This window comes from Sedimentitalea sp. XS_ASV28 (genome assembly GCF_041224545.1).
Classification (GTDB): Bacteria; Pseudomonadota; Alphaproteobacteria; order Rhodobacterales; family Rhodobacteraceae; genus Sedimentitalea.
In genome coordinates this window covers 76,377-99,582 of record NZ_JBGFGP010000090.1, presented here as the reverse complement: position 1 = coordinate 99,582, position 23,206 = coordinate 76,377, and the positions used below count along the sequence as shown (strand labels likewise).

21 protein-coding genes are annotated in these 23,206 nt (G+C 61.2%); 6 read left to right on the top strand and 15 right to left on the bottom strand.

Features of this window, described 5'->3' with window-relative positions; translation table 11 throughout:
• Positions 1–133: 133 nt before the first annotated feature.
• Together ctrA and AB9K34_RS05165 are read right to left on the bottom strand one after the other, a co-directional pair.
• Positions 134–850 carry a response regulator transcription factor CtrA gene (gene ctrA, locus AB9K34_RS05170; protein WP_369953370.1) on the bottom strand — a complete coding sequence of 239 codons (717 nt, stop codon included), beginning with the start codon at positions 848–850 and terminating at the stop codon, positions 134–136.
• A gap of 98 nt (positions 851–948) precedes the next feature.
• The gene (locus tag AB9K34_RS05165; RefSeq protein ID WP_369953369.1) at positions 949–1,227 is read right to left on the bottom strand and encodes a DUF1153 domain-containing protein; all 279 of its coding nucleotides are present in this window, start codon (positions 1,225–1,227) and stop codon (positions 949–951) included.
• 131 nt (positions 1,228–1,358) lie between these two features.
• Here AB9K34_RS05165 and mnmA point away from each other — a divergent pair, with 131 nt between their 5' ends.
• Entirely contained in the window at positions 1,359–2,501 is a 1,143-nt protein-coding gene (gene mnmA, locus AB9K34_RS05160; RefSeq protein ID WP_369953368.1) for a tRNA 2-thiouridine(34) synthase MnmA, read from the top strand.
• Between the two features lie 135 nt (positions 2,502–2,636).
• On the opposite strand, the gene lpxB is transcribed toward mnmA, so the two are convergent.
• From lpxB to pyrH, 12 genes are all read right to left on the bottom strand, one after another.
• The gene (gene lpxB, locus AB9K34_RS05155; RefSeq protein WP_369953367.1) at positions 2,637–3,788 is read right to left on the bottom strand and encodes a lipid-A-disaccharide synthase; all 1,152 of its coding nucleotides are present in this window, start codon (positions 3,786–3,788) and stop codon (positions 2,637–2,639) included.
• Positions 3,788–4,591, bottom strand: coding sequence for an LpxI family protein (locus AB9K34_RS05150; RefSeq protein ID WP_369953366.1), 804 nt, complete (start codon positions 4,589–4,591; stop codon positions 3,788–3,790). Before AB9K34_RS05150 ends, lpxB begins: the two co-directional genes overlap by 1 nt.
• Positions 4,592–4,593: 2 nt before the next feature.
• Complete coding sequence (lpxA, locus tag AB9K34_RS05145; protein WP_369953365.1) at positions 4,594–5,379, bottom strand: acyl-ACP--UDP-N-acetylglucosamine O-acyltransferase; 786 nt, start codon at positions 5,377–5,379, stop codon at positions 4,594–4,596.
• Between the two features lie 4 nt (positions 5,380–5,383).
• Positions 5,384–5,848 (bottom strand): 3-hydroxyacyl-ACP dehydratase FabZ, encoded by a 465-nt coding sequence (gene fabZ, locus AB9K34_RS05140; RefSeq protein ID WP_369953364.1) that lies wholly within the window; start codon positions 5,846–5,848, stop codon positions 5,384–5,386.
• Positions 5,849–5,980: 132 nt separating this feature from the next.
• Positions 5,981–6,574 (bottom strand): OmpH family outer membrane protein, encoded by a 594-nt coding sequence (locus AB9K34_RS05135; protein ID WP_369953363.1) that lies wholly within the window; start codon positions 6,572–6,574, stop codon positions 5,981–5,983.
• Positions 6,575–6,580: 6 nt separating this feature from the next.
• Positions 6,581–8,911, bottom strand: coding sequence for an outer membrane protein assembly factor BamA (gene bamA, locus AB9K34_RS05130; protein ID WP_369953362.1), 2,331 nt, complete (start codon positions 8,909–8,911; stop codon positions 6,581–6,583).
• A 453-nt stretch (positions 8,912–9,364) separates the two neighbouring features.
• A complete protein-coding gene (rseP, locus tag AB9K34_RS05125) occupies positions 9,365–10,714 on the bottom strand; it encodes an RIP metalloprotease RseP (protein WP_369953361.1) in 1,350 nt (449 codons plus the stop codon).
• Positions 10,715–10,718: 4 nt separating this feature from the next.
• The gene (dxr, locus tag AB9K34_RS05120; RefSeq protein ID WP_369953360.1) at positions 10,719–11,891 is read right to left on the bottom strand and encodes a 1-deoxy-D-xylulose-5-phosphate reductoisomerase; all 1,173 of its coding nucleotides are present in this window, start codon (positions 11,889–11,891) and stop codon (positions 10,719–10,721) included.
• Entirely contained in the window at positions 11,891–12,682 is a 792-nt protein-coding gene (locus AB9K34_RS05115; RefSeq protein ID WP_369953359.1) for a phosphatidate cytidylyltransferase, read from the bottom strand. Before AB9K34_RS05115 ends, dxr begins: the two co-directional genes overlap by 1 nt.
• Positions 12,679–13,425, bottom strand: a complete 747-nt coding sequence (gene uppS, locus AB9K34_RS05110) for a polyprenyl diphosphate synthase (protein WP_369953358.1) — start codon at positions 13,423–13,425, stop codon at positions 12,679–12,681. The genes AB9K34_RS05115 and uppS overlap by 4 nt, the downstream gene beginning before the upstream one ends.
• Entirely contained in the window at positions 13,422–13,988 is a 567-nt protein-coding gene (gene frr, locus AB9K34_RS05105) for a ribosome recycling factor (protein ID WP_369953357.1), read from the bottom strand. Before frr ends, uppS begins: the two co-directional genes overlap by 4 nt.
• Positions 13,989–14,168: 180 nt before the next feature.
• Positions 14,169–14,921, bottom strand: coding sequence for a UMP kinase (gene pyrH, locus AB9K34_RS05100; RefSeq protein WP_369953356.1), 753 nt, complete (start codon positions 14,919–14,921; stop codon positions 14,169–14,171).
• A gap of 126 nt (positions 14,922–15,047) precedes the next feature.
• On the opposite strand from pyrH, the gene miaA reads away from it, so the two are divergent.
• From miaA to AB9K34_RS05075, 5 genes are all read left to right on the top strand, one after another.
• Entirely contained in the window at positions 15,048–15,923 is an 876-nt protein-coding gene (gene miaA, locus AB9K34_RS05095) for a tRNA (adenosine(37)-N6)-dimethylallyltransferase MiaA (protein ID WP_369953355.1), read from the top strand.
• 325 nt (positions 15,924–16,248) lie between these two features.
• Positions 16,249–17,910 (top strand): ABC transporter substrate-binding protein, encoded by a 1,662-nt coding sequence (locus tag AB9K34_RS05090; RefSeq protein WP_369953354.1) that lies wholly within the window; start codon positions 16,249–16,251, stop codon positions 17,908–17,910.
• A gap of 115 nt (positions 17,911–18,025) precedes the next feature.
• Positions 18,026–19,078, top strand: a complete 1,053-nt coding sequence (locus AB9K34_RS05085; protein ID WP_369953353.1) for an ABC transporter permease — start codon at positions 18,026–18,028, stop codon at positions 19,076–19,078.
• Positions 19,079–19,093: 15 nt separating this feature from the next.
• Positions 19,094–20,287, top strand: a complete 1,194-nt coding sequence (locus tag AB9K34_RS05080; protein WP_369953352.1) for an ABC transporter permease — start codon at positions 19,094–19,096, stop codon at positions 20,285–20,287.
• An 82-nt stretch (positions 20,288–20,369) separates the two neighbouring features.
• Entirely contained in the window at positions 20,370–22,454 is a 2,085-nt protein-coding gene (locus AB9K34_RS05075) for a dipeptide ABC transporter ATP-binding protein (protein WP_369953351.1), read from the top strand.
• A gap of 167 nt (positions 22,455–22,621) precedes the next feature.
• On the opposite strand, the gene AB9K34_RS05070 is transcribed toward AB9K34_RS05075, so the two are convergent.
• Positions 22,622–23,206 (bottom strand): lytic transglycosylase domain-containing protein, encoded by a 585-nt coding sequence (locus AB9K34_RS05070; RefSeq protein ID WP_369953350.1) that lies wholly within the window; start codon positions 23,204–23,206, stop codon positions 22,622–22,624.

Below are 23,206 nucleotides of genomic sequence, written 5' to 3'. Positions count from 1 at the left end.
CGGCCAGGATGAAGCGTTCATGAAACGCCCACTCTTCGTCCGACATCAGGTCTCGTGCCAAGCTGGTCTCCATTGCAGATACCAGTTTGAATCACGTTCAGCCCGCCCTGTTAACACCTTTTGTCAACACGGCCTAGGCACCTACCGCGATTCGAGGGCCCGAGAGGTGATTGTCCTGCGGATCGCGCAAGACATACCCGCGGCCCCACACCGTTTCGATATAGTTGTCACCATCGGTGGCATTGCTCAGCTTTTTGCGAAGTTTGCAAATGAACACATCGATGATCTTGAGTTCTGGCTCATCCATGCCGCCATAAAGATGATTGAGAAACATCTCCTTGGTCAGGGTCGTGCCCTTGCGAAGGCTCAGCAATTCCAGCATCTGGTATTCCTTGCCGGTCAGGTGCACAGGCTGATCGCCCGCGCTGACCGTTTTCGCGTCCAGGTTGACCGATATCTTTCCCGTGTGAATGACCGACTGCGAATGCCCCTTGGACCTGCGGATAATTGCATGGATACGCGCGACAAGCTCTTCGCGGTGAAATGGCTTGGTCAGGTAATCATCCGCGCCAAAACCGAATCCCTTGATCTTGTTTTCGGTGTCGTCCGCCCCCGACAGTATCAGGATCGGTGTTTCGACCCGCGCCATGCGCAACTGGCGCAGGACGTCGTGACCGTGCATATCCGGAAGATTCAAATCAAGAAGAATAAGATCGTAGTCATACAGCTTTGCAAGGTCGATTCCTTCTTCGCCAAGATCGGTCGCATAGACATTCAAATTGGCATGCGTCAGCATCAATTCGATGCTCTTTGACGTCGTTGGATCATCCTCAACCAATAATACGCGCATTCCGAGTTCTCCGCCTCAATCGTTTTCCCGTTCCGCATTAACCTTGAACAAGAAAAGTTAACCGTGCGTTACCGTCGAAATAACTATGGCATTGCAACTTATGGTTGTCGATACCTTTTAAGAGCCGTTGCCTTCAGCGCATCTTCGCCATGATCGGCGACGGCGGCGACCCAGCTTTTGAACTCCTCATCGCTCAACCCGTATTTTCGCAATGCGTCCGGTTGCGTTATCAGCCCGTAAAGAACCCCCCGCACGACCGCCGCCTTGCGCGAGGCAACCCAACGCCGGGTATTCGGCGCGGGCAAATCGGCCCGCGTCATGATCGTTCCGTCCGGAAGCGTCACGGCTCGCGGCCCCTCCACCTTTTTCAGAAACATCTGTCATTCCTCTGCTTCACCCCCGTCAACGTGCCGCAGCAGGCTTAACGAGGCATGAAACCGCCCCTTGAGAGTCTGTACGATTTTCCTATATTCTGCGAGGCCTTCCCAACCGCGCAGGAGACGCCGACATGGCGCTGGATTCAGACACCCCGCTCAATTCTCTCGGCTTTGCCAAACCCCCGGCCGAAACGCGGGTCGTTGTGGCCATGTCCGGCGGGGTCGACAGTTCCGTCGTCGCGGCCCTGCTCGCGGATGAGGGTTATGATGTCGTCGGCGTGACGCTGCAACTGTATGATCACGGCGCGGCGCTCGCGAAAAAGGGGGCCTGTTGCGCGGGACTCGACATTCATGATGCACGTCGCGTTGCCGAGGAGCGGGGCTTTCCGCATTACGTGCTGGACTACGAGAATATCTTCAAGGATGCGGTCATCGACGAATTCGCCGACAGTTACCTGGCCGGTGCAACACCAGTGCCGTGCATCCGGTGCAACGAGCGGGTCAAATTCAAGGATTTGCTGGAAACAGCCAGGGATCTCGATGCCGATTGCATGGCGACAGGCCATTATATCCAGCGCAAGATCGGAGCGCACGGAGCGGAATTGCACAGCGCCGAAGATGCCGCGCGGGACCAATCCTATTTCCTGTTCTCGACGACCCCGGAGCAACTCGATTTCCTGCGCTTTCCACTCGGGCATTTGCCGTCCAAGGGGGAAACCCGCGCCCTCGCGGCAAAATACGGGCTGAGTGTCGCGGACAAGCCGGACAGCCAGGACATCTGCTTTGTCCCCAACGGCAACTATGCGGCGGTGATCGAGAAGCTGCGCCCGGATGCCGCCGACCCCGGCGACATCGTGCACGCGGACGGCCGGGTACTGGGGCATCACGAGGGGATCATCCATTACACGATCGGTCAGCGGCGCGGCCTGGGTATCGGTGGCCTGTCCGAGCCGCTCTACGTGGTGAAGCTCGACGTCGGGAAACGGCAGGTCATAGTCGGCCCCAAAGAGTTGCTGGCAACCCGCACCGTGCCCGTGCGCGAGATCAACTGGCTGGGCGATGCCCCCCTGACGAGCCGGTCGGAATGGCATATTTCGGTCAAGGTCCGCTCGACCCGTCCCCCGCGCGAGGCGATCCTGCGCCCGTTGAGCGATACGACCGCAACCGTCGAACTGTTCGATCCCGAAGAAGGCGTGTCACCCGGCCAGGCCTGCGTGTTCTACGAAACCGGAGGCAGCCGTGTCTTTGGTGGCGGGTGGATCTGGCGCGGCTGATCCCGGCATTCACGCGCGCAGGGAAGCCGCTCTGTCGTTGGGCACCCGGTACGGCACGCCGCGCCGCAGATGCGCAAGGTGAGAGGCACCGCCATTCCGGCTATGTCGGTGATGCCCGGAGCGTCGGTCTCCGCCTCAGAGCCGCGCCAGCACGGCTTGCGCCGCCCGCAAGCCCGGCGCGTCGCCTCCCAGACCCAACCGCTGCATGGTCACTTCCATCGCCTGACGCTGCGCATCGGGGTCGGCCAGCACCGTGTTCAGCGCTTGCGCGATCTGTTCCGGCTCGCAGTCGGGGCCAAGACATTCCGGGACAACCCGGGTATCGCTCACCAGATTCACCAGCGTAACCGTATCGATCAGTGCCATGCGGCTGATGATCTGCCAGCTCAGCCAGTTGAAGGTATAGGCCACGACCATCGGGGTCTGTGCCGCCGCCAGCTCCAGCGACACCGTGCCCGACGCCGCAAGGGCCACGTCCGCCGCCCGGAACGCGGCCCGCTTGTGCGCACGCGCTTGTTCGGGGTCGAAATCCGCCGGGTCGATGACAACAGTGCCTACCGGCCAGTCTGCCACACGTTCGCGCACGAGATCAGCCACCGGCGCCGCCGCCGGAACCACGATCCGCAAATCCGGGTGCGATTGCGCCAATCGCGACAGCGCCCGGCCGAATACCGGCGTCAGACGCGATACCTCGCCCTTGCGCGACCCCGGCAGCACAAGCGCGAACCGTTGGTCGCCCAGATCAAAGGCCGCGCGAAATGCGCTTATCTCTTCGGGCGTGGCCTGTGGTTCGGCGACGACCGGGTGCCCTACAAAATCACAGTCCATACCCGCCGCTTCCATATAGGGCGGCTCGAACGGAAACAGCGCAAGAACCTGATCGATCATCTGCGCCATCTTCTGCGCGCGCCCGGGGCGCCATGCCCAGACGGTCGGTGCGACGTAATGCACGGTGCGGATCGGTGCAGCCGCCTTGACCAGCCTGGCCACGCGCAGACAGAAATCCGGGCTGTCGATGGTGATGAGCACGTCCGGCCGCTCGGAGATCACCGCCTGCGCAGTCTCGGCGATGCGGCGCTTCAGATGCGCGTATTTCGGTAGCACCTCGGCAATGCCCATGACGCTGAGCTCGTCCATCGGAAACCGGCTCTGCAGGCCCTGCGCCTGCATTTGCGCGCCGCCGACGCCCTGAAACTCGACATCTGGCACAAGGCTGCGCAAGCCCTGCATCAACGCCCCGCCAAGACGGTCACCCGAAGGCTCTCCGGCAATCAGAAAGACCCGCATCAGCCGCCCCGGTTCCGCACCCAGAGGAACAGGCCCGCGTCGTCGCAGGCCCGCGTCACCTCATCCTGGTCGAGAACCAGAACGCCGCCTGTCTGCACGACCACGCCCCGTACCCCGGCCGTTATGGCGGATGCGACCGTATCGACGCCGATGGTCGGCATATCCGCGCGCTTGTCCTGATCGCGCTTGGTCGCCTTGAACAGGATGCCCCCTTGCGCGGCGTGCTCTGGCCGGGCGGCGAGCCACCTCAACATCCAGTCGGTGCCATAGACCGTTTCGATGGCCAATGCCTGCCCTGCCTGCACGACGCAGCATTGCCCGACATCCACCGCCGACATCGCATCGACGATCTCTTCGGCCCGGGTCGCATCGGCCTGCGCCGCCTCATCCGGTTCGTTCCGGGTGAGGCACCCCGCAGGCGGCAAAAGACCCGGGGCGATCTCGTGGGCCGCGCGCACCGAGAACCCCGCCTGTTCGAATACCGACATGACCGCGCGCAGCGCCCCGTCGTCACCCCGCATCAGCGCCTGCTGCAACAGCGGGATCAAAGGCCGCGTGGCGGCGTCGATGGCCGTCGGATCGATCACCGGGCGGCTGATCGACCCCGCAAGGCAAATCTCGTCGACACCCTTGGCCCTGAGCCCTTCGAGAAGCGTGCCGAGCGTCTCCAGGCGAAATATCTCGTCGACATCCACCCCGTCCGGCTCAAATCCGGACAGCGCACAGACGATCGGACGCGTCGCAAGCTGCCGCACCAGAGCGCGCGGCAAGCCACCCGCCCCCGCGATGATTGCCAGCCCCATGCCTAGCGCCCCGGAACCAGAAACGATCGATCCGTATGACCCAGAACGAAATTCACCATTTCCTGCACCTGCTGACTGTCGGTTTCATTGCCCAGCCGCTCTATGCGCTCGTGGAAGGTGCCCTCGCCCTGCGCCAGCATCTGGAACGCGGCGCGCAGGGCCGTGATGTCGGATCGCGCGACGCCACGCCGTTTCAGACCGACCAGGTTCAACCCGTGCAATTCGCCGCGCGGCGCCTGAACCAGACCATAGGGGATGACATCGTTTGTCACCATCGTGACGGCGCCAATGATCGCACCGCGTCCGATCCTGACCCATTGATGGATCCCGGCCAGTCCGCCAATGATGACATCATCCTCGAGCACACAATGCCCGGCGACGGCCGCCGAATTGACAACGATGACCCGATTGCCGACCTGCGCGTCATGGGCGATATGGCATCCCGCCATGAAAAGCCCGTCATCCCCGATGCGTGTCACACCGCCGCCACCATCGGTGCCGGCGTTCATCGTCACATGCTCGCGGATGCGGTTGCGCGCCCCGACGATCAGCCGGCTTTCCTCGCCCTTGAACTTGAGATCCTGCGGAATCTCGCCGATCACGGCAAAAGGGAAGATCACGGTATCATCACCGATCTCGGTATTGCCCGTGATCACCACATGGCTTTTCAGAACCACCCGGTTGCCAAGAACCACGCCCGCGCCGACGATGCAGAGCGGGCCGATGACGCAATCCTCACCGAAACGGGCCCCGTCCTCGATCACCGCCGTTGGGTGCACCTGAGCCATGCCATCAGCCCTTTGGAAATTCGATCATGGCGGAGAATTCCGCCTCGGCGGCGAGCTCACCGTCAACCGTTGCCCTTCCCCCGAATTTCCAGACCTTTCCCCCCGGCTTGCCCCGCAATGTCTCAAGCTCCATGACCAGAACATCGCCCGGTATCACCTTGCGGCGGAATTTGCATTTGTCGATAGACATGAAATAGATCAACAGGTCCTGATCGACCACATCGGCGCCGACGCCGATCATGACGCCGGCGGTCTGCGCCATCGCCTCGACGATGGTGACTCCGGGCATCACCGGCGTGCCGGGGAAATGCCCCTGGAAATGCGGCTCGTTCATGGTGACGTTCTTGTATCCGCGCGCCGAGGCAGTGCCGTTAATCTCTTCCACCTTGTCCACCAGCAGGAATGGATAGCGATGCGGCAGGATTCGCTGAATCATATGAATGTCTGCGCGTTTCAAGTCGTCGGTCATCAAGCATGTTCCTGAAATTGGGGCTGCGGAGACCTGAGTAGCAACCCGCTCGGGCTTGGGCAAGTTGTGCCGTTGAATTAGCGGCAAACCGGCGAAGAGAGGGCGAGAGGCGCGCAGCCGGGCCCATGCCGATCATTTCTGACCGGCAGGTTCCTCAGGCGACGCCACGCCATCCTGGATGGTGGCGTTCAGCCGGTTGATCGCCACTTCGGTCACGTCAATCGCGGTGACGCTCAGGAACACGCTCGATCGTTCAAGCACAACGCCGGCCCCCGCTTCCCGCATCAGATCGGTCAGGATCGGGCGTGCCGCCTGGATGAACTTGACCTGCTCCTCTTCGTTCTTCTGAACCAGCGCGCGGGCCTTGGCATCCTGCGTGCGTCGAAACTCCTTGACCTTGGCATCGAACGCATCCGCCAGTTCACGAAACGCCGCCGGGTCCATCTCGGGGCGACGGTCGGTCAGCTCCTGCTCTTCCTCGGTCAGTTCCTGCTCGATCCGCCGGTTTTCCTTGGCCAGTTCGCCGCTCGCGGCCTCGAACTCGCGCGCCACGCGCTGCCCGAAAGCGGAATCGTTGAACAGGCGCTCCGACGAAATCGTCAGGATTACGCTGTCCGGCAATCCGAGCTGCTGCGCCGATGCTCCGATCGGGACCGCGACAAGCAGCGCGACCACCCGAAGCAGGGCAATCAGCCCGGTCCCAAGACGCGCCGCATGACGTTTCATAAGCCCTCAGAACCGCGCCTGAATGGTCAGGTCAAAGCTCTGCTCCTTGTCAAAGACCTCTTTCTGCAGAGCCTTGCTGAAGTTGAAACGCAGCGGTCCGAACCCGGTCGTCCAGAGCAAGGATACGCCGATTGCCGAGCGCCAGGACCCATCCGCGCCACAAACGCCGGGCGCACCGCCGCAGGTCGCCCCCGCGGTATCGACGTTTTCGATGCCCCAGAGGTTGCCGATGTCATAGAAAACACCGCCACGCAGGCCCAGTTCCTCGGGCAGACCCAGCGGAAATTCCGCTTCGAAGCGGGCAACCGCGAAATAATTGCCGCCGATGGCATCGTCGAACCCGTTGGACTGGTCCCGCGGCCCGATACCCGCAGGTTCAAACCCGCGGATGATCGACGGTGTCAGGATATAGCGGTCGATGGAACGGCTGGGCGTCTCCGACTGCCAGTTGAGCGCGCCCGCCTCGAATGAGGCTCTCAGAACCACCTCTTCATTCAGGATACGCCGTTGCGCGATGATCTTGGCCGAGGACTTGATATACTGGTTATCACCGCCAAGCCCTGCAATGTCCGCACCGACCTGAAACAGCACACCCGCATTCGGGTTCAGCCCGGTCAGGCGGCTGTCATAGATATAGCTCACGCCCAGCACGCTGCTCGACCGCCGCCCCTGGGCGATCTCGCGTTGAATGACCTCACCGCTATAGTCGGATGCGGGCTCTCCGCGTGCTTCCATCTCGCTGTCGTCAAAGCTGTAGCGCGTCTGAATGCGTCCGTTCTCGCTGATCGGGAAGGTCAGGGCCGGTGAAAAGAAGCCCCGGTCGATGTCATAGCTGGCAAAGCTGGACGAACGTGTCGCAACACCCAATTCAATGTCGAACCTGAGATCCCGGCCCAGCAGGTAAGGCTCGGAGAATCCCAGCGTGTAGGCGTCCGATTCCTGCGCGGTCGAAATGTTGAATGACAGCCGCTGACCACGTCCGAGGAAGTTGTTTTCGGTCAGACCGATCGCAATGCCAAAGCCATCGACGACCGAGTATGAACCACCGAGATTGAGCGACCCGGTCGGTTGCTCTTCGACATCCACGTCGACGATGACCTGCGACGGGCTCGATCCCTGCCGCGTATCCACCTCTGCCGTCGCGAAAAATCCGAGTGCGCGGATCCGCTCGGCGCTTTCGCGAATTTCGCGCGGGTTGAACGGATCGCCCTCGACGATGCGGAACTGCTGGCGCACCACGCGGTCAAGCGTCGTCGTGTTGCCCTCGACGTCGATGCGCTCGACAAAAATTTTCGGACCCTTGACCAACGCGAATTCGACATCAAGCGTCAGGTCCCGGTCATTGCGCGTGACCCGTGGCTCGACGCGGAGAAAATCGACCCCCTGCCTGATGCCGAGACGTTCCATGCGCGCAATCGAATTCTCGACCAGTGTGGGCGAGTACACGACACCCGGACGTATCTTCAGCACATCCTGAAAGTCCTGGGCGCTAACGCCGTTTATTTCGCTGACGGTCGTGATCTGCCCGAACTTGAATTGCTGGCCTTCCTGAATATTCAGAACGAGGTAAAAGCCATCCCGTTCCTTGGTCAGCTCCACGTTGGTTCCCAGAATCCGGAAATCGACATATCCACGCGACAGGTAAAAATCGCGCAGAACCTGTTTGTCGAATTCGATCCTGTCCTCGATCAGCGTGTCGGAGCGGACAAAGGCCCGCAAAATGCCCGCCTGCTTGGTTTGCAGGACACGGCGCAGACGCCCATCGGAATACACCCTGTTGCCAACAAAGCTGATGCGCTCGACTTCTATGGTTTCGCCCTCGGCGACTTCAAAAATCAGATCGACGCGGTTCTCGCTGCGCCGGATGATACGGGGCGTGACGACGGCGGCAATGCGGCCCTGCTGCGTATAGGCTTCGGCGATGATCGAGGCATCGTTCTCGGCGATGGTCGGGTTGAACACCTGGCGCGATTTCGACTCGATGAACCCTTCGAGATCCTCATCCTTCAGACGTCGGTTGCCTTCGATACTGATCCGGTTGATCGTCGGGCGTTCCGTGACGCTGATCTGCAGGGTGCGGCCCCGCGGTTCCAGGTCGACGCTCTCGAAAACGCCGCTGTCGACAATTCGCTGATAGGCGGCGTTCAACTCACCCGCGCTGACCGCTTCACCAGGTTTGATTCCCGTGTAGGCGGCAATGGTCGACGTCGGTATCCGCTTGTTGCCCTCGACCTGGATCGAATTGAACGTATAGCTCTGCGCCGACGCGAAACCGGTCGAAAGCAGCGAAACCGTTGCAACAACAAGGAAAAGTGGAATTATCCGCCGACACAACATATTGAATCGACTGCATGCGCGATCACGAGATATACCCACAGCCCAGCCCAAACCCATCTGTCCTAACCCCGTTTATCACAGCTTTGGAACCGTGATTATCGGGATTGTAGGATGATGTCAAAACCGCATGCGGCGACGATCCGTTCAAACCCGGATCGGGCAAGGTTCAAGAGGCGGCGCAGGTCAGAGGCTGACGACGAACGCACCGGCCATCAGTCCGGCGATAATCGCCAACAGGAACAAGAGGCGGTCCGCGTTCAACTCAACCATGAGGCTGAGACCGCGACAGGTTTTTTGCAATGCGTGCAAGATCATGTTCTCCCGATCTTTGCCGACTTGGGCGCACGCGCATACAACTACCGGAAGAATGTGGCAACACTGGGGCGGCACCGGCCGCAGGCAGATCAGGCGTGCCCTGTCGCACGCTGCCGAAGCGGAGCGGCCAGCCCACGCCTAGCAGAAAATATCATTCCCCAAGGCAAACACCATCAGCGAGAGGATCAATCCCAGGCCAATCGCCATCAGGATGCGCAAGGCGCCATCGCTGGGCGGTTTTCCCGCGATGGCTTCGTAGGCGTAAAACACCAGATGCCCTCCATCCAGCGCCGGGATCGGAAACAGGTTCAGCAGGCCGACCGCCGTTGACAGCACGGCGATGAACCAGATGAAACTCTGCGCGCCCTGCGACGCCATCGCGCCGGAGGTTTCGGCGATTCCGATCGGGCCGGACATGTTGCAGGTGCTGATCGCCCCGGTCACCATGTGCCAGAGCCCCGAGAGTGAACTGGAAATGATCGCCATGGTCTGCACGGCACCGCCGGTAACGGCTTGCCCCAGACCTGCGGACTCGGTCGCGGGAACAAAAGCCATGCCACCGGCGATTCCGATCCGCCAATGCGTGACAAAGCCGCCATCCGCCTGCGGTTCGTCGGTGCGGCGCGGAGCAAGGGCAAATTCGAGAGTCTCGCCTTGCCGCCACACATCGAGAAGGAGCACGCGGCCATCCGAGGACTCAACCGCGGATTTCAGTTGCTCAAAGGCAAAGATCGGCGCGCCATCAATGGCGGTTATCACGTCACCGGATTCAAGCCCGATATCCATTGCGGCGCTGCGCGGCGCCACCTGCGAGACATAGGGCGGAAACAGGTATGGCCCCTGCACGACCCGTTCCTGATCACCTCGCTGCACCGTGTACTCCAACACCGGTTCGACAGGGATGTCCGCCGTAAACGCCGACCAGGCCACATCATTGTCAAAAGAGGGCGCCGAGGCCCCGGAAATGGCGAGGATCTCATCACCTTGCGCCAGCTGGTAAAAACCGGAAGGCAGCTCCTGAACCTCGCCCACGGTCAGCGGTTCGCTGATCACGCCGCGTGTCAGGGCAATCGCCGAGAACACGATGATCGACATGACAAAGTTGAACGCAGGGCCGGCGGCAACCGTCGCGGCGCGGGCCCAGAGCGGTGCCCCATGCATGGTCCGTCGCAACGCAACCGGGTCTCCGCCCGCCTGCGCCATGGCCTCTTCATCCTTGCCCGAAGCGGCATTGGCATCGCCGAGGAACTTGACATACCCGCCAAAGGGCAGCGCGGCGATCTGCCAACGGGTGCCGCGCCGGTCGACGCGGCTGTAAAGCACCGGACCGAAGCCGAGCGAAAACACCTCGGCATGAATCCCCGACCAGCGGCCAACGATATAATGGCCGTATTCATGCACCGCCACGATGACCGACAACGCCACAATGAACGCGAGCAAAGTGTATAGCAGTCCGCCAAACTGCGGAATCAACGAAAAGAAATCCAAACTGTTATCCTGCTCGTTCTTGCATTGCGATATCGGCCCAGTCCCTCGCGAGATGGTCCGTGCGCATCACGTTTTCAAGGGTCATCTCGCCATCCATCAGGCCGGGACTGGCTTCGAAACGGTTCAACACGTCTTCCACGATCACCGCCATGTCCACGAACCCGATGCGCCCGGCGAGAAAGCCGTCAAGCGCGCGTTCCTTGGCGCCGTTGAAGACCGCACCGGACAATCCGCCGCGATGCATCACCGCGCGCCCGAGGCGCAGGGCCGGATACCGCGCATCTTCCGGATCGCGAAAGGTCATGCGTGCCACCTTGGCGAGGTCAAGGCGCTCCACCGGCAGGCTCAGCCGTTCTGGCCAGTGCAATGCAAAGCCGATCGCATGGCGCATGTCTGGCGGACCCACATGCGCCATCAACGCCCCGTCATTGAACCCGACCATTGCATGGATCAGCGATTCCGGATGCACGATCACTTCGATCATGTCAGGAGAAACATCAAAAAATTCTTTTGTTTCTATGAGTTCCAGCGCCTTGTTGAACATTGACGCGCTGTCGATCGTGATCCGCTGTCCCATGTCCCAATTGGGGTGGCTCGATGCCTGCGCCAACGTCGCCTCCGGCAGCTTTTCCAGCGGCCAGTCGCGGAACGCGCCGCCGCTGGCGGTGATGATGACCCGTTCGACGCTGGCGATGTCTTCACCGATCAAAGCCTGAAACACAGCCGAGTGTTCACTGTCCACCGGAAGCAGTCGCCCACCCCCCTTGCGCGCGGTTTCCAGAACCAGAGGGCCGGCGCAAACCAGCGATTCCTTGTTCGCCAGCGCCAGCGTCGCCCCCTGCTCCAGTGCCGCCAGTCCGGGTTTCAGCCCGGCGGCCCCGACGATTGCGGACATCACCCAATCGGCGGGGCGTGAGGCCGCTTCGACCAGGGCATCCGGCCCGGCGGCGGCCACCACATCGCTGCCCGACAGGGCCGCGCGCAGATCGTCGATCAACTCGGGAAAGGCCGTCACCGCAACGTCGGCCCGCAGCGCACGCGCGTCCCGTGCGAGCTGCGCGATATTGCGCCCGCCCGTCAGCGCAGCCACATGATAGGCGCCCGGGTCCCGGCGCAGCAGGTCAATCGTATTCTGTCCGACCGAGCCGGTTGCTCCGAAAATCGACACCCGCCGCATCACACGGATCCTGGTGGCAATCCGCAGAGTCCCGCGATGACGAACATGAAGAAGGATGCCCCCAGCATCCCGTCAAACCGGTCGAGAAAACCGCCATGTCCGGGGATCAGCGCGCTGGAATCCTTGACGCCGACCAACCGCTTCACGGCGCTTTCGGCGATGTCGCCCATCTGCGCCGCAAAGGCCACGAGAACGGAATAGGGCACGAGCAGGAGGCTTGTTTCCTGCTGCACCGCGAAAACCGCACCGACCACCGCCGCGCCAAGCCATCCCGCCACGGTTCCCGACCATGTCTTTTTCGGACTGACCCGCGGCCAGAATTTCGGCCCGCCCAGCAAGCGACCGGCAAAATAGCCGGCGACATCGGATACCACCACGATCAGGATCAGCCAGATGATCCAGACAAGGCCCAGCTCATCGCGCAGCATCATCATTTCCAGCCCGGCCAGCAGAATGAGCGCCATGTAAGCCGCACAGACGAGGCGATGCCGACGCGTCACCAGCAGCCCCAACACAAGCGGCACCGCGCATAGCGGCACGGCATAGGCTGACGGCAGATGGATCGCGGCGAACAGCGACAGCGCCGCCACCCCGGCAACGATCAGGATCAGAGATCCGGATTGCCCGTTCAGCATCCGCAGCAATTCCCACGTCATCGTCCCGCAGAGCACGGCGACAAAGACATGGAACACATCAGAACCGGCCCAGATTGCCAGCACACCAACGGCCACCATGACCACGGCGGATCCGATACGCGGTGCCAGATCCGCCCAGCGGCCACCGCCGCTCATGCGGGAACGGCGCCGAATCTGCGATCGCGCGCGCCGTAGCTGGTGCACAGACGGCGGAGTTCCTCAGCGGAGAAATCCGGCCAGAGCGTGTCGATGAACTCGTATTCCGCATAGGCCGATTGCCAGAGCAGGAAGTTCGATATCCGCGCCTCGCCGCTGGTACGGATCACGAGGTCCGGATCGGGCAGAACATGGGTGTCGAGATAACGCGGCAATGTTTCCTCATCGACGTCATCCGGACTCAGACACCCTGCGGCGACATCCTGCGCCAGGCGCTTGGTCGCGCGGGCCACCTCGTCGCGACCGCCATAGTTCAACGCGATCGTCAGATGTACGACGTCATTGCCTGCGGTCATTTCCTCAAGCTGATCCATCAGGACGACGAGCTTTTCATCCAGCCTCAGACGGTCGCCAATGAACCGCACACGCACCCCTCGATCCTTCAGCGCACGGGCCTCGCGGGTGATGTAGCGGCGAAAAAGACTCATCAACCCGGCCACTTCGACCTGGGTCCGTTTCCAGTTCTCGGTCGAGAATGCAAATATCGTCAGATACTTGATACCCAGATCCGGGCAGGCCTCGACGACATCGCGCACCCGCCGCGCCCCGGCATGGTGACCGAACAGGCGCGGCCGCCCGCGCGCCTGCGCCCAGCGACCGTTGCCGTCCATGATGATGGCCACGTGACGCGGCCCGCCCGGAGGCGCGGTCTCCGCTACAGATGTCTTGCCGTGCTGTCTCAAACCTGCATAATTTCCGCTTGTTTCGCTTCCAGCGCCGCATCGATGGCCGCGATATGCTTGTTGGTCAGTTCCTGAACCGTCTCTTCCCAGAATTTCTGATCGTCTTCGGAAACCGCACCGTCCGATTTGGCTTTCTTGATCTGGTCCATGCCATCCCGCCGGACGTTGCGGACCGAAACCCGCGCGCTTTCGGCGTATTGGCCCGCCACCTTGCCAAGCTCGCGGCGGCGCTCCTCGTTCAACTCGGGAATGGGCAACATGATGATCGTGCCGTTCAACTGTGGATTGATACCCAGACCGCTCTCGCGGATCGCCTTTTCGACCTTGCCGACAAGACCCTTGTCCCAGACGTTGATCGTCACCATGCGCGGTTCGGGCACGTTGACGGTGCCGACCTGGTTGATCGGCGTCGCAGACCCATAAGCGTCGACCATCACGGGTTCGAGCATGGATGCGCTGGCCCGTCCGGTCCGCAGCGACGCAAATTCCGTGCGCAGGTTGGCCATTGCGCCATCCATTCGCCGCTCAAGATCATCCGTGTCCAGCATGAAGTCGTCAGACATGTCGCTCTATTCTCCAGAAATGCGCGTTCCGTTTCGTGCCGTTCAGTATACCTGCAGGCCTAACGCCACGTTATTAGCAGATGAAGCGGGAAAGACCAGCGGCACTTGTGCGCCCTGCCCGCATGAGGCGACCGTCCGCCCCTGCCGGCCGGCTCTGCCCCCCTGACCCCTGGTGCAAACTTACCCCTGAACCTTGGTATAGGTCCCTTCGCCCGCGAGAATGCCGCGAAATCCCCCCGGCTCGTCGAGCGAGAACACGATGATCGGCAAGCTGTTGTCGCGCGCCAGCGCGATGGCGCTGGCATCCATCACGCCCAGACGTTTCGCCAATACATCGTCATAGGACACGGTGTCATAGCGTTTGGCGTCAGCATATTTGGCCGGATCCTTGTCATATACACCATCCACCTTGGTGCCCTTGAAGATCGCTTCGCATTTCATTTCGTTGGCGCGAAGGGTCGCGGCCGTATCGGTGGTGAAATACGGGTTGCCCGTGCCGGCGGCAAAGATGCAGACGCGCTTCTTTTCCAGGTGCCGCACCGCGCGGCGGCGGATATAGGGTTCCGCCACCTCGTTCATTGTGATCGCGCTGATCACCCTGGTGTGGATATTCAGCGCCTCAAGCGCCGATTGCATCGCCAACGCGTTCATCACCGTCGCCAGCATCCCCATGTAATCGGCGGTGGTGCGTTCCATCCCCTGCGCCGAGCCCTGCAATCCGCGAAAGATGTTGCCGCCCCCGATGACCATGCAGATTTCGACGCCAAGCTCGTGAACCGACTGCACTTCCCTGGCAATCCGCTCGACGGTTGGCGGATGCAGTCCGAACCCCTGGTCTCCCATCAGGGCCTCGCCCGAGATTTTGAGCATGACCCTGCGAAAGGCCGTTGCGTCCGGGGCGGTTGCAGGTTCGGATGGTGAGGACGTGGTCATGTTGCGCTCCGCGGCAGGACGGGTTTACTTCGGGCAAAATGAAGGAAATTGCGTCCGGGTACAATCCGCCATCCTGCTGAGGCAGGCAAAGCGCCGCAGAAAAATCGTTACAGGCGACAGATAAACATGAAAAACCACGCGCAACTCCCTGATATTCCAATAGACAAGCCTGTTCTGATCGCGGGCCCCACGGCATCGGGGAAATCCGCGCTGGCGCTGCAAATTGCCGAGCGCGACGGTGGAGTCATCGTCAATGCGGATGCCAGCCAGGTCTATGCGTGTTGGCGTGTCGTGACCGCGCGCCCCTCGGAGGAGGAGGAAGCGCGCGTGCCGCATTGCCTGTATGGCCATATCGACCACGACGCACCTTATTCCACGGGCCATTGGCTGCGCGAGGTCGTTCCGCTTCTGACGGGGAGCGAGCGTCCGATCATCATCGGCGGCACAGGGCTCTATTTTTCCGCGCTGACCCAGGGAATCGCCGACATTCCACCCACCCCGGCGGAGATCCGCCGCGCCGCCGACGCAATGAGTCACGAAGCTCTGATCGCGGCGGTTGATGCGCACACGCTTGCGGGGCTCGACATCCGGAACCGGACCCGGGTCCAGCGCGCCTATGAAGTTCAGGCCACGACCGGGCGCACGCTCGCGGACTGGAAAGCCGAAACTCCACCGCCCGCGCTGCCGCTTGCGCACACGACGCCTCTCGTCCTTGATGCGCCCCGCGACTGGCTGAACGAACGAATTGCGCGGCGGTTTGACCAGATGATCGACATGGGCGCGCTGAACGAAGTGCAGGAGATGATGCCACACCACAACCCCGCCCTGCCCGCCTTTCGCGCGATCGGCGTGCCGGAGTTGATCGCACATATTCAGGGCGATCTGACCCTTGAGGAGGCCCGCGCGCGCGCCACCGTTGCCACGCGCCAATTCGCGAAACGCCAGCGCACATGGTTCCGCGCCCGGATGCGGGACTGGATCTCGATCACACCCACAATCTGATCTGCCTTGCGCAGCCACAATCCTGATCTGCCTTGCGCGGCCACAATTGTGCTGACTGGGCCGTCCGGAACGATTCGCATTCAACCGCCCCGGATAGATCACGACATCGGATGTCGTTTCCCGAATTTGCTCTACTGCTTTAGCAATGTCGTAAATATTACCAGAATGTCGAAAGCGATCATTGACCTGTGGGCCAATCTTGTGCCGAATACCCTCAGGGAATGAAGTCACAAGCGATCATAAGCCTCGCGTGGACCTGTGTATCTGACAGGTCATGACGAGCGTGTCATTCCGATATCCTCATCACATCAACAGGGAGAGCCAGATGACCCAGCAGACAATCAACGGCAAGCCGATCCATTGGGCTGCCGAGATGCACGCCAAGGAATATCGCGACGGCAAGATCACGCGCCGGGATTTCCTTGCACGTGCGTCGACCTTTGGCGTCACGACCGCGGCGGCCTATGGCATGATCGGGCTGCCGATGCCGGCCCAGGCGCAGGAAGCGAAACAGGGCGGGACATTGCGGGTGCAGATGCAGATCAAGGCGCTCAAGGATACCCGCACCTATGACTGGTCCGAACTGGGCAACCAGACTCGCGGCACGCTCGAATACATGGTCGAATACAACAATGACGGCACGGTGCGGGGCATGTTGCTCGACAGTTGGGAGATCAACGACGACGCGACGGTCTATACGCTGAATGTCCGTCCGGGCGTGAAATGGAACAACGGCGACGATTTCACCGCCGAGGACGTTGCCCGCAATATCGAACGCTGGTGCGACAAGTCGGTCGAGGGCAATTCCATGGCCGGACGCTTCGCGACGCTGATCGACGACGAGACCGGCAAAGCCCGCGACGGCGCCATCGAAGTTGTCGACGACACCACCGTCCGCCTGAACCTGCCAAGGCCTGATATCACCCTGATCGTCGGCATGGCCGATTATCCGGCGGCGGTGGTGCATTCCAGCTATCAGACCGATGATTTCACCAAGAATGTCGGCACTGGCCCCTTCCTGCTCGAAGAGATGGAAGTTGGCGTCAAGGCGACGCTGGTGCGCAACGAAGACCACACCTGGTGGGGCACCGAGGTCTATGGCGGGCCTTATCTCGACCGCATCGAGTATATCGACTATGGCACCGATCCGTCCTCGTGGCTGGCCGCGCTGGAATCAGACGAGGTCGATATGCTCTATGAATCCGTGGGCGAATTCATCGACGTGATGGACGATCTCGGCTATGTGAAATCCGAGGTGGTAACCGCAGCGACCATCGTTATCCGGCCCAACCAGTTTGCCGAGTTCGACGGCGTCAAGCCCTATGCGGACAAGCGCGTGCGACAGGCGCTGCAACTGGCGGTGGACAACTCGGTTCTTCTGGAACTGGGCTATGGCAATCGCGGCAGACCGGCAGAAAACCATCATGTTGGACCGCTGCATCCGGAATATGCCGAATTGCCGCCAATCGCACCCGACCCGGAGCGGGCCCGCGCCCTGATGGAAGAAGCCGGGATGATGGATTTCGAGCACGAGTTGATGTCGATCGACGACGACTGGCGCAAGAACACCACCGATGCCGTCGCCGCACAGCTTCGCGATGCCGGTTTCAAGGTCAAGCGGACCGTGCTGCCGGGATCGACCTTCTGGAACGACTGGACGAAATACCCCTACAGCTCGACCAACTGGAATCCGCGTCCGCTGGGTGTGCAGATCTGGGCGCTGGCCTACCGCTCGGGCGAGGCCTGGAACGAATTCGGCTGGTCCAATCCCGAGTTCGACGCGCTGCTCGAAGAGGCGCTCGCCATCGCCGATGCCGACAAGCGGCGCGAGATCTCGGCCAAGGGCCAGGCGCTGATCCAGGAAGAAGGCGTCACGATCCAGCCCTATTGGCGTTCTCTCTATCGTCACATGAGGGAAGGACTGGTGAACACCGACATGCATCTGACCTTCGAACACCACCATTACAAATGGGGTTTTGCCGCCTGAAGAACGAATTGCTGCCGCGCGTCCCTAGCGTGCGGCAGCATTCGGGCGCTCGTGCCGCCAGCCCGCCAGACGTCGGACAACCCGGCGCGGAGCCAGCAGTAGACAGGGGGACTTCATGGGACTTTTCATTCTGCGTCGAACGGGCGTGATGATACTGACGGCGATCTGCCTCACCTTCATCGTGTTCTTTCTGACCAATCTCTACCCGAACCTCGAAAAACTCGCCAAGACCCAGGGCAACTTTCGCATGTCCGACGAAGCGGTCGAAAGCTGGCTGACCAAGGGTGGCTATATGCAGCCTCTACCGGTGAAATACGGTCAGTGGCTCGGCGTGTTGCCGGGCTGGACCCTGGAAAGCGACGAAGGCGTGACAGGGCGCTGCATCGAGGGAACCGCAACGGTCGAGGAAGCCGCCGATGCCCCGAGGTTCTGTGGCATCCTGCAAGGCGACTGGGGCTATTCCACCGTGTTCAAGGACGAGGTTTCAGGCATCATCTCGACACGTCTCGGGCTGACGGGCAAGCTGATGTTCTGGGTTCTGGTTCTCATGGTGCCGAGCGCCTTGCTGATCGGTGTGCTCGCGGGCATGCGCGAAGGCTCGGTCACCGACCGTACCCTTTCAACCTTTTCCATCATCACCACGGCAACCCCCGAATATGTCTCGGGCGTGATCTTCATCGCGGTCTTTACCTCGTCGGCGGTGGGGCTGAAATGGTTCAAGGGCACCGCGACCTCGGCGATGGAAAGCGCCAATTTCGAGAATTTCTTTCTGCCGGTATTGACGATCTCGCTCTATGGCATGGGCTACATCGCCCGCATGACCCGCGCCAGCATGACCGAGGTCATGACCGCGCAATATATCCGCACCGCGCGTCTGAAGGGCGTGAAATTCCGCGACATCGTCCTGAAACACGCGCTGCGCAACGCGCTGATCGCGCCCTTCACGGTCATCATGCTGCAATTTCCCTGGCTTCTGAACGGCGTCGTCATCGTCGAGACGCTCTTCAACTACAAGGGCTTTGGCTGGGTTCTGGTGCAGGCCGCCGGCAATAACGACATCGAACTGCTGCTTGCGGTTTCGGTGGTCTCCGTGATCGTGGTGCTGGTGACCCAGCTGATATCGGATATCGGCTATGTCTACCTCAACCCGCGCATCCGTATTTCCTGAGGGAGGACAGAGAACATGGAACCTCTCGGCACATTCGACATCATCCTTCGCGTCCTCTATCAGTTCATTCCGGTCTGGATCGCGCTCGTCATCCTGTTTACCGTCTCGATCACCTTCAAGCGCAAGCTCGGGCTTTACGGCAAACTCTTTGACAGCCCGATCGGCATGGTCGGCTTTGCGCTTGTGATGTTCTGGGTATTCACCGGCATCTTCGGCGCCTTCGACCTGATCGTGACCCATGATCCGCTGGCGCAGATTTCCGGCATGAAGAACAAGGTGCCCGGCACTCCGCTGCCAGACCCGGAGAGCGGAGAGTATGCCTGGTATCTGCTTGGCGGCGACAATCTTGCACGCGACGTTTTCAGCCGCATGGTCAAGGGGGCCTGGGTGGTGGTGCAGATCGCGCCTCTCGCAACCCTGTTTGCCTTCATGGTCGGTATCACGCTCGGGCTCCCTGCGGGGTATTACGGCGGCCGGCTCGACACGTTTCTGTCCTTCCTCGCCAACCTGATCCTCGCCTTTCCGGTGATCCTGCTCTTTTACCTGCTGGTGACTCCGGAAATCGTGGCGACGGGCGTGCCGAACTATATGGCCACCGTGCTCTTCGTCTTTCCCATCGTCTTTGTGGGCGTGTTGCTGAACTCGCGCTATTATACGCAGCCGCGGTTTCGCACGCCGTTGCTCATCGCGGTGCTGGGCGTGATGCTCTGGCTCTACCTGTCGCTGATTTCCGAGTCTGGCACCAAGATCGCAATCCTGCCGGACGTGCTCGACGCGTTCGACATTCCCGGCGGCATTCTCGTGGTCTTTGTCTCGGTGGTGTTCGTCAACTCGCCGACGGTCTTCCGCATCGTGCGCGGACTGGCGATGGACATCAAGACGCGCGACTACGTGGCTGCGGCGCAGACCCGGGGCGAAGGACCATGGTACATCATGCTGTGGGAAATCCTGCCCAATGCGCGCGGACCGCTGATCGTCGATTTCTGTCTGCGCATCGGGTATACGACCATCCTTTTGGGAACACTCGGTTTCTTTGGCCTTGGCCTGCCACCGGAAAGCCCGGACTGGGGCAGCACGATCAACGAGGGGCGCAAGCTCCTGTCGATCTACCTGCATCCCGCCCTGCCCCCGGCGCTTGCATTGCTGAGTCTCGTTCTGGGGCTCAACCTGCTGGCCGATGGTCTGCGCGAAGAAAGTCTGAGGGACTGATTTCGAAGGCCGGACCGGGGGCCAGCCCCCGGACCCCCGGGATATTTGAAGCAAGAAAAAGAACCTGTACGGGGAGAAGATCATGGCAAAATGGGACTTTGACGGACCAATCCTGGAAATCGACAAACTGTCGATCTCGTTCTTCACCCGGTTGCGGGAGATCCCGGCGGTCATGGATTTCTCGGTGACCGTGCAACCCGGCGAGGCTGTCGGACTTGTCGGGGAGTCCGGATGCGGAAAATCCACCGTCGCGCTCGGCGTGATGCAGGATCTCGGCAAGAATGGCCGCATCGTCGGCGGCTCGATCAAGTTCAAGGGCCGCGATCTGTCTTCTATGAGCGAAGAGGAGTTGCGCGACATCCGGGGCAGCGAGATCGCCATGATCTACCAGGAACCAATGGCCTCGCTGAACCCGGCGATGAAGATCGGCAAACAGCTCATGGAAGTGCCGATGATCCATCAGGGGCTTTCCAGCAAAGACGCCTATGAGCGCGCGCTGCAGGTGGTCACCGACGTCAAGCTGCCCGACCCCAAACGCATCCTCAATTCCTTTCCCCACCAGCTTTCCGGCGGTCAGCAGCAGCGCATCGTGATCGCCATGGCCCTGATGTCGGAACCGGCGCTTCTGATCCTGGACGAACCCACCACGGCGCTGGATGTGACGGTCGAGGCGGCAATTGTCGAACTGGTCAAGGATCTGGGCCGCAAATACGGCACGTCGATGCTGTTCATCTCGCACAATCTGGGTCTCGTGCTGGAAACATGCGACCGGATTTGCGTGATGTATTCTGGCGAGGCCGTCGAGCGCGGCAGTATCGGGGACGTGTTTGACGAGATGCAACATCCCTATACCCAGGCCCTGTTCCGGTCGATCCCGTTGCCCGGTGCCGACAAGAACACCCGCCCGCTGGTGGCAATTCCCGGCAACTTCCCGCTACCCCACGAACGGCCCACGGGGTGCAATTTCGGTCCGCGCTGCGATTATTTCGAGGCCGGACGCTGCGACCAGGGCGACATCATGATGGAGCCTGTGCCCGGCAATGACCGCCACCACACGCGCTGTCTCAAGTTCCGGGAAATCGACTGGAGCGCACCCGTGGAAATGGCCGAAACCAAGGAGAAAGGCGAGATCGGCCAGGTCGTCCTCAAGATGGACAAGCTCAAGAAATACTACGAGGTCGCTGCCAATGCGATATTCGGCGGTGGCAGCACGAAAGTGGTGAAGGCCAACGAAACCCTGAGTTTCGAGGCGCGCGAATCCGAGACACTGGCCATCGTCGGTGAATCGGGCTGCGGCAAGTCCACCTTTGCCAAGGTGCTGATGGGTCTGGAAACCGCGACCGAAGGACAAATCCTGCTCGACAACCGCAACATCGAACAGGTGCCCATCGAAAAGCGCGATACCAAGACGGTCAGCGACATACAGATGGTGTTCCAGAACCCGTTCGACACGCTGAATCCGTCGATGACGGTCGGTCGCCAGATCATTCGTGCGCTCGAAATTTTCGGCATCGGCAACAGCGAGGCCGAACGCAGGACCCGAATGCTCGAATTGCTCGATCTGGTGAAGCTGCCCCGGGCCTTTGCCGACCGGATGCCACGGCAGCTGTCCGGCGGCCAGAAACAACGTGTGGGCATCGCCCGTGCCTTTGCCGGCGGCGCACGGATCGTGGTCGCGGACGAACCGGTCTCGGCGCTCGACGTGTCGGTGCAGGCCGCCGTGACCGATCTGTTGATGGAAATCCAGCGCAACGAGAAAACCACGTTGCTGTTCATCAGCCATGACCTCTCGATCGTGCGGTATCTGTCGGATCGGGTCATGGTGATGTACCTCGGCCACGTGGTCGAGCTTGGCACCACCGATCAGGTGTTTGCGCCGCCCTATCACCCCTATACCGAGGCGCTGCTCTCTGCGGTTCCCATCGCCGACACGTCGGTCGAAAAGAAACATATCGTCCTTGAGGGCGACATTCCCTCGGCGATGAACCCGCCCAGCGGCTGCCCGTTCCAGACCCGCTGCCGCTGGAAATCCGAAGTGCCCGGCAATCTCTGCGAAACCGAGGTGCCACCGATCCGGATGCTGGCAGGCGATCACCAGATCAAATGCCACCTGAGCGACGAAAAACTCGCACAAATGGAACCGGTGATCAAGGTCGCCGCCGAATAGACGTTACCGACGCCGGCCCCTTTCGCCGTTAAACGGGCCGGTGGTGCGCGTCGCGGAGTGCGCGTTATAGCGTTTCGCGATACACCTGAATCACCTAACCCTGCCTGAAATCAAGGATTTCAACGCGTTAGGTGATACCAGATGTTTCAAATCAATTGCGAAGCGCTTTAGCTGCCCCAGATCACCTTTACGTAATTCTTGGTTTCCTTGTAGGGGGGAACGCCGCCGTGTTTCTTGACCGCATCCGGGCCGGCATTATAGGCGGCCAGCGCCAGGCGCCATGATCCAAATTCCCGATACTGGCGGGCCAGGTATCGTGCGCCGCCATCCAGGTTTTCGTAAGGGTCCCGGGGATCGACCCCCAGGGCGCGAGCGGTGGACGGCATCAACTGCGCCAATCCGAGCGCCCCCTTGTGCGAGCGTGCGTTCGGGTTCCAGCCGGATTCCTGCTGCACCAGCCGGGCGAACAATTCCTCGGGCACATTATGACGCCGGGCCGCTTCCTTGGCCATGTTCAGGTACTTGCCACGGTATTTGCCGCGATAGGTCTGAACGCCGCCCTTGCTCGGTGTGTGGATCGTGGGTGGCTTCAGCCGGGCCGAGTTGGCGTATTGCTTGGCTGCGCGTCCATCCAGCACCCGGGTCTGCGACGCAAAGAGGTCCCGCTTGCCCCGGGTCGAGAACATGTCCGCCTTTGCGGCATGTGTCATTCCCAGCCCGGCAATCGCAATCGTCAACGCCAACATGCGCAT